At 59.0% G+C, this 10,140-nt stretch carries 9 protein-coding genes; 6 read left to right on the forward strand and 3 right to left on the reverse strand.

Annotated features, from left to right (window positions below; translation table 11 throughout):
- From AC6FTP_RS23375 to AC6FTP_RS23395, 5 genes are all read left to right on the forward strand, one after another.
- Positions 1-1,615: LamG domain-containing protein (locus tag AC6FTP_RS23375; protein WP_497209318.1), on the forward strand; the 1,615-nt coding region annotated here is incomplete at its 5' end.
- Positions 1,616-1,699: 84 nt separating this feature from the next.
- Positions 1,700-2,398 carry a 3-keto-disaccharide hydrolase gene (locus AC6FTP_RS23380; protein WP_497209319.1) on the forward strand — a complete coding sequence of 233 codons (699 nt, stop codon included), beginning with the start codon at positions 1,700-1,702 and terminating at the stop codon, positions 2,396-2,398.
- An 83-nt stretch (positions 2,399-2,481) separates the two neighbouring features.
- Positions 2,482-3,276, forward strand: coding sequence for an Hsp33 family molecular chaperone HslO (locus tag AC6FTP_RS23385; protein WP_497209320.1), 795 nt, complete (start codon positions 2,482-2,484; stop codon positions 3,274-3,276).
- 15 nt (positions 3,277-3,291) lie between these two features.
- Positions 3,292-3,672 carry a HesB/IscA family protein gene (locus AC6FTP_RS23390; protein ID WP_497209321.1) on the forward strand — a complete coding sequence of 127 codons (381 nt, stop codon included), beginning with the start codon at positions 3,292-3,294 and terminating at the stop codon, positions 3,670-3,672.
- Positions 3,673-3,680: 8 nt separating this feature from the next.
- On the forward strand, positions 3,681-4,247 hold the full coding sequence (locus AC6FTP_RS23395; protein ID WP_497209322.1) for a J domain-containing protein: 567 nt from the start codon (positions 3,681-3,683) through the stop codon (positions 4,245-4,247).
- Here the strand turns inward: AC6FTP_RS23395 and AC6FTP_RS23400 are convergent.
- Both AC6FTP_RS23400 and AC6FTP_RS23405 read right to left on the reverse strand, forming a co-directional pair.
- Positions 4,244-6,139, reverse strand: coding sequence for an adenylate/guanylate cyclase domain-containing protein (locus AC6FTP_RS23400; protein ID WP_497209323.1), 1,896 nt, complete (start codon positions 6,137-6,139; stop codon positions 4,244-4,246). The genes AC6FTP_RS23395 and AC6FTP_RS23400 overlap by 4 nt on opposite strands.
- A gap of 55 nt (positions 6,140-6,194) precedes the next feature.
- Entirely contained in the window at positions 6,195-8,213 is a 2,019-nt protein-coding gene (locus AC6FTP_RS23405) for a dienelactone hydrolase family protein (RefSeq protein ID WP_497209324.1), read from the reverse strand.
- Positions 8,214-8,362: 149 nt separating this feature from the next.
- On the opposite strand from AC6FTP_RS23405, the gene AC6FTP_RS23410 reads away from it, so the two are divergent.
- Entirely contained in the window at positions 8,363-9,655 is a 1,293-nt protein-coding gene (locus AC6FTP_RS23410; protein ID WP_497209325.1) for a Gfo/Idh/MocA family protein, read from the forward strand.
- Positions 9,656-9,661: 6 nt separating this feature from the next.
- On the opposite strand, the gene AC6FTP_RS23415 is transcribed toward AC6FTP_RS23410, so the two are convergent.
- Positions 9,662-10,140, reverse strand: a 479-nt coding sequence (locus tag AC6FTP_RS23415) for a PEP-CTERM sorting domain-containing protein (RefSeq protein WP_497209326.1), incomplete at its 5' end; no start/stop codon positions are given.

A 10,140-nucleotide genomic window follows, 5' to 3' on the forward strand; every position in this document is an offset into this window, starting at 1 on the left:
CAATGATCGCCACAAGACCCTGCAAATGCCCGTCGCCCTCAACGACATCCTCAGCAGCGACGGCAAGTGGACCTACCTCCGCACGCAAAAAATCATCGAAGATGGCAAACGCGTCGAAGTCGGCCCCGTCAGCGGTGATGCCGACAAACAAGGCGGCGCTCACAAAGGCGAAGGCGATCATCTTTTCGCCCCCATGGGCTTCCTCGACGACTCGAACTTCCACCGCAGCTACTGGGTCTATGGCAAGAGCTTCGCCGGAGGTCACAGCGGTTATTATCAAGCCGGCAAATATGCTCCCGCAGGCCGCATCCTCGTTCACGACGACAAAAACGTGTACAGCTACGGACGCGAGGCCCAATACTACAAATGGACCACCACCATGGAGTACACCCTCTTCTCCACGCCGAAGACACCGCCGGAAGAGGCCTTCACCACCGAAGGAGCCACCACCGAGCGCATGGGCAACAGCCTTGTCCTCGGCCCCGATGGTCAGCCGCTCACCAATCAGCCTCCTGCCCTCGAAAAGAACAAAAAAGGCGCTGCCAAAGGCCCAGCCAAAGGCGACGGCAAAAAGAAGGGCAAAGGCAAAGCCGCACCAGCCGTGGCCGCCAATGCGCCCATCCCCGGCTCCGTGCTCTTCCCCGATGCCGCCGCGCTCGATCCCGCCAAGGCCGCCCTTTCCGTCGAAGCCTGGGTGCTTCCGGATACTGCCAACGGCACCGTCCTCCACCACGGCGGCCCCGCACGCGGCTATGTGCTCGACATTCGCGATAAAAAACCGCAGTGGCACATCCGCAGCGATAGCAAACTCATCACCATCGTCTCCGCGGAAGCTCTGAGCGAAGGCTGGCACCACCTCGTCGGCACCCTCACCACCGATGGCAACATGGCGCTCTACATTGATGGCAAACTCGTCGCCTCAGGCACTGGCACCCCCGTCGATGCCAAACCCGCCCGCCCCATGTATCTCGGCAATGGCGAAGGAGCCGCCGAAGGCAGCGCCGGAGGCTTCAGCGGCCTGCTCGACCAGTTCGCCCTCTATCACAAAGCCCTCACCGCCGCCGAAGTGCAGCAGCGCTTTGAATCCCCCGACTCCAAGCCCACCGACGCCGTCCTCATCTGCAACTTCGACAACGGCGACAGCCGCGACAGCTCCGCCAACGCCGCTCACGGCATCGGCGCTGGCGTCGAAACCGGCAAAGGCAAAGTCGGAGCCGCCCTCTGGTTCAAACCCGCCGCTGGAAACAAAGGCGGCAAAGGCGGCGGCAGCTTCGTGAAACACACCTGGGACCGCTTCGTCCCCATCGTCGCCCGCAGCATGGCCTTGGCTGGCAAAACCGTCCTCGTCAGCGGCGCCCCCGACACCATCGACGAAGAATACGCCTTCGAACGCCTCGCCGCCAAAGACCCCGCCATCCTCCAAGAGCTCAACGAACAAAACGAAGCCCTCGAAGGCCGCCGCGGTGCCAAAATGTGGGCCGTGAACACCGAAACCGGCGAACAATCCACCGGCCTCGAACTCACGTCTCCTCCAGTGTGGGATGGCATCACCGTGGCACAGGGCCGTGTGTATGTGAGCACCATGGATGGACGCGTGCAGTGCTTCGGGAAGTGACCCTCAAAAGAGTCGCCAGTCCATCAGGGCCTATATCTCCCACCACTGGACAAGCCGCCCCGTCCACTGTATCGGCGCGGCCCTATGAAACTCAACCGCTTCACTTTGGCCCTCGTGGCCGCACTGATCGCCACGGTCGCTCCGGCCGCGGACAACGATGGCTGGATCTCCCTCTTCAATGGCAAGGATCTCTCCGACTGGAAATCCAACGACGAAGTCCCCGGCGTCTTCACCGTGGAAAACGGCGAACTCAAAGTGGCCGGTGGCCGCGCGCACATTTTCTACGTTGGCCAGGATGGCGCGGCGAGCTTCAAGAGCTTCGAGCTGAAAATGAAGGTGAAGACGACTGCTGGGGGCAATGGCGGCGTCTATTTCCACACCAAGTTCCAGGACAAAGGCTGGCCTGATGCCGGCTACGAGTGCCAAGTGAACAGCACCCACACCGACCCGAAGAAAACCGGCAGCCTCTACGGCGTGATCAACATCCTGGCACTCAAGGAAGGTCAGGCCGAGCCCCAGGGCGGCAAGCATATCAAAGTCCCCGCCGCTCCGAGCAAGGATGACGAATGGTTCGACTATGTGATCCGCGTGGAAGGCAAGCACATCACCTTGAAGGTGAATGGTGTTACCACCGTCGAGTTCACCGAGCCTGAAGGCTGGGATCCTTCCAAAGAACTGAAAGGCATGCCGGGCCGCAAGCTCAGCGAAGGCACCATCGCCATCCAGGGCCACGACCCCAAGAGCGTGACCTATTACAAGGACATCTCCATCAAGCCTCTCTGAGCTTGATCCAAGGGCAGCGGGCGGTGAGCCAGTCATGTCTCCCGTCCCCTGCCTTTTTTGTTTCTCCCCTTACCTTTACTCCGATGCCATCCACCGATCTCGCCATCGTCGAACTCCGCTCTTACTTCGTGCGGCATCGGAACTGCCTGCTCGTGCGCGGCCACTTCACAGATCTCTACATGGATTACTACCTGCATCTCATGCAGCACGGCATCCAGCATGAGGAGAAGCTGGACACGATGCTCAAGGAGGCACTGGCAGCCATGGCACTGCACATGGGTTCCCGCCCGCATGACGAACGCTGCGCATGGACGATCAACGTCCATGCGCCCCTGCTGAATCTTTTCGTCACCGGCGGTGGCTATCCACAGGGTCAGGTGACCGGGCGTATCTTCACGGATGATGTGAAGGACATGGGCAAGTCACTCATCATCGCCCAGACCTCACGCCCAAACATGCAGCCCCGGCAAAGCATGATCGAATTCACCGGCGGCGATGTCTTGTCTGCCGTGGAGCAATTTTACACGCAGAGCGAACAGCGCCCCACGCGCTTCTTCCGCATGCCGGAAGAGGACTTCGTGCAGATCTCCGCCGAGCCGGATGCCGACCTCGAATGGCTCAAAGGATTGAGCGCAGCAGACATCCCAAAACTCGATGAAGCCGAACAGCTCTCGCTCCTCGAAACACGCGGCTACACCTTCGATTGCGGCTGCACGGTGGATCGCATGTTCCCCATGCTCAGCCGCCTGCCGAAAGACGACCTCGACTACATCTTCGAAGACGGCCATGCCGACATCACCTGCCCTCGCTGCGGCGCGAAGTACAAGGCACCACGCGAACTCTTCGAGCAATGGCTTGCAGCACAACCAAAGGCCTGAGTCGTATTCCCACTGATGACAGCTACCGCAACAGCTCCGGCACCCAGCTTCAAGATCGGCAATGAAAAGCTGATCAAAGTGCTGCCAAATGCCTCGAACAAACTCCTCAGCCTGCTCTCAAAGCAAGGCCGTGCCGAAAACGGTGCGCTCCGCGTGGCCGTGGTCGGCGGAGGCTGCTCGGGCCTGCAATACAAGATGGACCTCGTCGATGGCCCGGCGAACCGAGACATCATGGTGATCACGAATGAAGTGCGAGTCGTCATCGACCCCAAGAGTGCACTCTTTGTCACCGGCTCCGAGCTTGATTACAGCGACGACATCCAGCAGGGCGGCTTCAAAGTGAAAAACCCAAACGCCGTCGTCACCTGCTCCTGCGGGGAGAGTTTCGCGGCCTGATTTCTGCGATGACCGACTGCTTCCAACTGCTCGGCCTGCCACCACGTGCCTCTTTGGATGAAGCCGAGCTGCAAAGAGCCTACTTTGAAGCCACCAAGACAGCGCATCCCGATCAAGCTGGAGGTGATGCACAACTCAGCGCAGAATTGAATGCCGTCCTGGAGACTCTGAAGTCTCCCGTCACCAGACTGAAGCATCTCATTGATACAGGCTCAGGCCTTGGATGGCGTGCCATACCGTTGGAGGCAGGCTTGATGAGCCTCTTTGAAAAACTCGGCCCGCTGCTCCAGCAGTCCGCCGCTTTCCTCTCTCGCAAGCAATCTGCCACCAGTGCACTCGCCAAGGCCTTGCTCGCCAGTGAAGAAATGAAACTGCGCGAATCCTTGGAATGCTTGAATGAAGCCATCGAAGAAGAATGGCAGCGGCTGGAAACCGCTCTGCCCGAATGTGATGCACGTCTCGCCATCGATGACAGCAGCGTGTGGCCTGAGCTTCAGGCCTTGCAGGCCAAATTCGCCTACCTGACGAAGTGGCGTGCACAGATTCGTGAGCGTTTGCTTGGCCTCATGCTTTAACTCAGCACGCGATGCGGCTGCACAGGTTCGGAGAAGCCTTTGAGCTGCATCGGAGGCAATGGCTGTGTGGTGATGCAGCCTTCCAGAGCCTCCACCGTCGCTGGATCTGCGATCACCTCCCCCGCCTGCGCAATGCTGCACAGGCGTGAGGCCAGATTCACATGATGGCCAAGAACGGTGTAGCTCAGACGCTTGTCTGAGCCCATGCATCCCGCCACGACCGTGCCCGTGGAGAGGCCGATACCGATCTCCAGAGGATGCCTGGCCGTGACATTCATCTCTCGCCGCCGCGTCTGCATGGCCAGCGCACACTTCACGGCGCTCACAGTATCCTCGTGAGTGCCTTCCGGTGCACCGAAGAGCACCATGATGAGGTCGCCGACGAACTTGTCCACCGTGCCGCCATGCGCATAGGCCACCTCTGTCAGCGCCGTCATGTGATCATTCAACAGTTCGATGACCTCATGCGGCGGCATGTGCTCCGTGAGTGCCGTGAAACCACGGATGTCACAGAAGAGCATCGTCACCTGCCTCAGCTCGCCACCGAGTGCTCCGGGATTATCAATCAAGCGCCCGACCACGGTTCGATCCGCCACCGCATTCAAAACGCTGCGATACTTCTCCTGCAAAGCGAGTCCGGCGGCCATTTCATTGAAGGATTGAGCCACGCGCCCGAGTTCATCCGGTGTCACCGGCACTCTGAATTCAAAGTTGCCCCGCTCGATCTCCTGAGTGGCCGTGACGAGCCGACTGACCGGCCCCGAAAGTCCGCGTGAAACAATGAACACAAGCAAGAGCGCAATCGCCAGCGCCACCATGCCAAGCCCGATGGAACTGCGGCGAAGGTCTTTGATTTCAGCATGGAGAGGAGCCAGCGAATAAAAGTTCACCTGAGCTGCCTGAGGGAATGGACTGTCAGGATTCAGCACCCGGTAGATGAGCCGATGCTGCACACCCGCAATGGGCACCAGGATCTGGCGATGGTCCTTGTGCGAATGCTGCATTGATTCCGCCACGGCGGCTGCCACGGCTTCCTTTTGATCTTCGGGCACCGTGCTGGAGACGAGCTTCCCCTCCACAAAGATGCCACCCATGATCTCACCAAACTCACCCCGCTTTGTCTGCTCATAGAGCGCCCGTTCAGCCACCACGGGCAAAGGCAGACCAAAAACCAGAGCCCCAAGGAACTCCTGCGTTTTCGGATCGCGCAAGGGAGTGACAAAGACCTCCCGCACCTGCTCGCCACGCCGCTCGCCTGCCTCCACGATCAAATAACCGACCTGCTGCTCGGTCAAAATCTCAGCGAACTTGCGATCACTCAGCCAGGGCATCTTGGATGATCTGGGATTCACCATCTCGGTATTGGTTGGCATCGTCGTGAGGTTGTTAGCACCGGGACGGCCCTTCTGGTTCAGCACGAAGTCACCTTTGCCATCAATCAGCGCAATGAATGGAGCCGAAAAACCGCCCCCTGCAGAAGGAGACCCTGGTCTTGGCTTGTCCTGACGATTGATCACAGCACCGCGAAAGCCCGGCTTGTTGTCCTGCCGGGGGCCGACGTTTCCAAACTCACTTTGCAGTCGCTCCTGAGCCAGAGATTCCAGTGCTGGGCGCAGCGTCATGCCAGCGCGGAGAAAGTCGCCTTTCTTCATATCTGCGATCACCTCCTGATTCTGCGCCAGTCGCTCCAGCACTTCAGAAAGAGCTTCGGAGCGCTTGTTTTTCGCCTGGGTCACAGCGCCGATCAGACCTTCGAACTGCTCCTCAAAAAGGCGCTGATAAGCGGCACTGAACTTCCACTCCGCCAGCAGGAGTGCCGCCGTCGTCACTCCCGCCACAATGGGAAAGATGGAAAGGATCAGCTTGGCTCGGAACGTGGAAAGAAACTTCATGCGATGGTGGAGATGCTCCGAAATCTCCAACACCACGTCGAGTCGAAAGTTTGCCTCACTTCAGAAGCCACTCCACAGCAGAGCTTTCCGGGGATTTGCCCTCGCCTTTGATCCAAAGCGGATGCGGCGCGTTGAGCGAGATCATGCCGGGCAGGTCGAGGTATTTGGCACCACCGGGGAGAAACATTGGATCACGATAATCGAGAACTTTGCCGAAACGGAAGCCGTGTGTATCCGCAGCAGCACGGTCAATGGCTTCACCCGCCAATGCTCGGGCAGCAATGGCGATAGGTCCCGTCTGCAAGCCGAAGCCGGCGAGGCAAACCGTCTTCGGATTCGCATGAGAGCCGACCTTGGCATTCCGGAGGAAGGACACGAGGCTCAGCACGTCATGGGTTCGCTGGGCAAAGAGAGCATGATTGTAGCCATGCGTGTAACCGGCGAACTCGCGAGGGTTCTTCACCACGGCGGTTTGCTTCACCGGCTCACTACCTTGAAGAAGCAGATCCACACCAAGCACGGTGGCTCCACCGGCAACGAGCTTCTTTACCTCATCACTTTGCAGCACCGACTTGCCGTCATCGCCGAGCCAGATGACAGCGCGGCCATTCCACTGCTTCGGATAGAGCCAGGCGACGTTGAGTTCCTCGTTGTAGGTCTTGTTGATGAGCGTGCCGGTCATCTCCAGGAAATCTCCTCGATCCTGCTTATCTTTGAGCGTCCACTCGACCTGGCCTGCCTTGTCATAGCTACGTCCAATGACGACTTCGATGGCCTGACGAAGCAATGAAGGATCAGCCGCACGGAGTTGCTTGTCCGCGTCATCGGCAAAGTATTTGAGCAGCTTGCGCTCAAACTCAGGGTCAGCAGCTTTGGGCGCAGGGTGCTTGTCATCCCAGACGGTGAGCTGCTCTTTCGTCAGCGGTTCGTAATCCTGCTCGATCACCGGGGATGATTGTCCAAGTTTGAAGTGCTTGTTCACGAAGGTGTAGAAAGCACTGCGGGTGACAGCGTTGTAGTTGTGCGGAAAGTGCTCGCCACGAAGAAGCATGACATTGTCCTTCTTGCCATGCGTCTCGTAGATCTTCTGAAGTTCAGGAAATCCTTTCGTGGCCATTTCCTTCGTCCAATCGTTCGCCGTATTCATGCCCTGAGGCTTCGGCGCGAAGAGTCCGGCGAACTCGACATTGCCCGTGCCAATGCGCAGCAAGCTGGCATTTTCACAAGTGCAGCCGCCCTGCATGGAGGTGCTGACCATCACACATGGGAAGGAGAGCTTGATGCGGTCGTCGATGGCCGCGAGCAGCATGGTCTGTGTGCCACCGCCGCTCGCGCCAGTGATGGCCGTGCGCTCGGGATCGACTTCGGGCAGCGAGAGCAGGAAATCCAGGCCGCGCACAGCGTTCCAAGTTTGCAGGCCCATGATGGATTGCAGATGTGCCTCGGCCTGTGGGCTGTAGAGCCCCCAATTTTCCGTCGTGTTCATCTCGGGCCGTTGTTTGGCAAAGGTATGCACGATCTCGCGGGAGAACTGGATGGAATCCGAATCACTGAGCATGTCCCACTGCCAGACGATACAGCCCATGCGCGCGAGTTGGATGCAGAGCGATTGGAAGATGCTTTTTCCACCGCGCTCGAAGCGCTCTCCACCGGCGGCGATCTCCGCGCGCACTTTATCGTCCGATCCCAATGAGAGCCGCGCATCCTGCCAGTGCCCATGGGCAAACATCACCCCCGGAACCCTGCCCTTGATCACCTTGGGCTTCCACAAACTGCCAGTGACAAAGAAGCCTGGAGCACTTTCGAAATACACCTTCTCGACGGTGTAGCCATCGCCCTCAATTTTGCCATGCACGACCGCATTAAGGGGCGTCTTGGTCGGCATGGGCCATAAGCCTTCCGCCACAAGGATCTGCCGACGCACCTGTTCTTTTCGCACATCCCATTCACTCAAGGACGATGGCGGATTGAAGGGGAAGTAGCCGTTCAGATCCTTCGGCGGCTGGAGACGGCTGTCTTCAGAGTGGACGAACGTGGTGCCGAGAAGAGCGAGGAGAAGCAGCGTGTGTTTCATCAGAGTGGTTGGATGCGACGAGGGGAGCATTACGGTGTCGGCACCTCCGCTTCATCATTCCGAATGAAAATCACCTAGACGCCGCTCGAGCCCGGAAGGCTGGGTCATCGACCGCCGTATGATCACCCGTCCACCCACCAGACTTCATCATGAACACGCTCTCCCGCCGTCAGTTCGTTCGTCATTCCGCCATGGCATTCCTGGCAGCACCAGCGTTGCTCAAAAGTGCCCCGGCGGACAAGATTAACCTCGCCTTCATCGGCCCCGGCGGCATGGGGACGAACCACATCAAGACGATGTGCCAACGCAGCGATTTCATCGTGTCCTATGTCTGCGATGCTGACTCGAAGCGCGCCGAGACAGCGGCGAAATTGATCCATGAACTCACCGACCAGACGCCAAAGGTCGTCACGGACATGCGTCGTGTGTTTGATGACAAAACGGTGCAGGCCGTGCTGATGGCCACGCCTGATCACTGGCATGCTCCGGGTGCGATTCTTGCCGCCAGCGCTGGCAAGCATGTGTATGTCGAGAAGCCATGCTCTCACAACCTGCGTGAAGGTCGGCTCATGATCGAGGCAGCGACGAGAAACAAAGTCGTCATGCAAGTGGGCACTCAAAGCCGCAGCACAGCGCACATCATCGGCATCGTCGAGAAACTGCGCAGCGGCATCATCGGTGATGTCTTGGTGGCGAAGGCCTGGAACAGTCAGCTCCGCAAAAATCACGGCCATCAGCCTGACAGCGCGCCGCCTGCTGAACTCGACTATGAACTCTGGCTCGGCCCTGTGCCAAAAGTGCCATTCAAGAGCACTTACCATCCCGCACACTGGCGCTGGTTTCATCATTTCGGCGCGGGTGATTTCGGCAATGACGGCGTGCACGACATCGACATCGCCCGCTGGGGCCTCGGCGTGGAGCAGCATCCGAACCGCATCATCGGCCAGGGCAGCAAGCTCTTCTTTGATGATGATCAGGAGTGGCCGGACACGCTCTATTGCGGCTTCGAATATGACATCGCTGGCAAAACGAAGCAGCTCATCTACGAGCAGCGAGACTGGTCGCCCTATGTGCAGGAAGGTCACGAAAACGGCTGCGCGTGGTATGGCACGGAGGGCATGATCATCGGCGGCAAAGCCAAGGGTTGGCAGATCTTTGGCAGGCAAAACAAACTGCTCGAAGACATCAAACCAACCTCAGGCCCAGATCTCGCCGCGCATCATGCGAACTTCTTCGATGCCATCCGCACGGGCGCGAAGCTCAATGCGGACATCACCATCAATCACCTTTCCACCTCGCTCTGCCACCTCGGCAACATCGCCGCACGGGCACGTCGGGCGCTGGTGTTTGATCCGATTAAAGAGCAGTTCCTTGGCGATGCCGACACTTCAAGACTGCTGCGACGCGAGTATCGTGAGCATTGGGCCGCACCAAGGGCTTGATCTGTTTTACATCCGCCTGCGGCGCATGAAGCTAGTCAATCCCGCCAACGCGATTAGGAGTGCAGAGGCGGGCTCAGGGATCGGAGTCGTGTGCGTCTGGAGATCGAAGACACCCGGATCACTGGAGTAGTCGCCGGGCCCCTGGGTGTCATTGATCGCGCCGAAGGGGGTAAACGTGGCATTCGTGAGACGCCAGTCCCAGGGGAGGTTTGTCTGGCTCGTCGGTGACGGCAGCAGCCAGTCGTCCGTGGCGTTGCCGTCAAAGCCGTTCGTGAACAAGGCCCATTCACTGAGATTCGGCACGAGGGTCTGGGTGTTGTAAGTCCAAATGTAGGCGAGCTCTCCTTGGCTGAAGGCCAGCGCGGGGAATGACCAGGTGGAGGCCTCACTGGAGGTGCCGTCACTCTGAAGAGTCATGCTGGAGGTGAAGTATCCCATGGCCGAGTTCCACCCGCTGCCCACCGGAGCTTCGGCGCGGTCCAGAG

Source organism: Prosthecobacter sp. (genome assembly GCF_044378005.1).
Classification (GTDB): Bacteria; Verrucomicrobiota; Verrucomicrobiia; order Verrucomicrobiales; family Verrucomicrobiaceae; genus Prosthecobacter.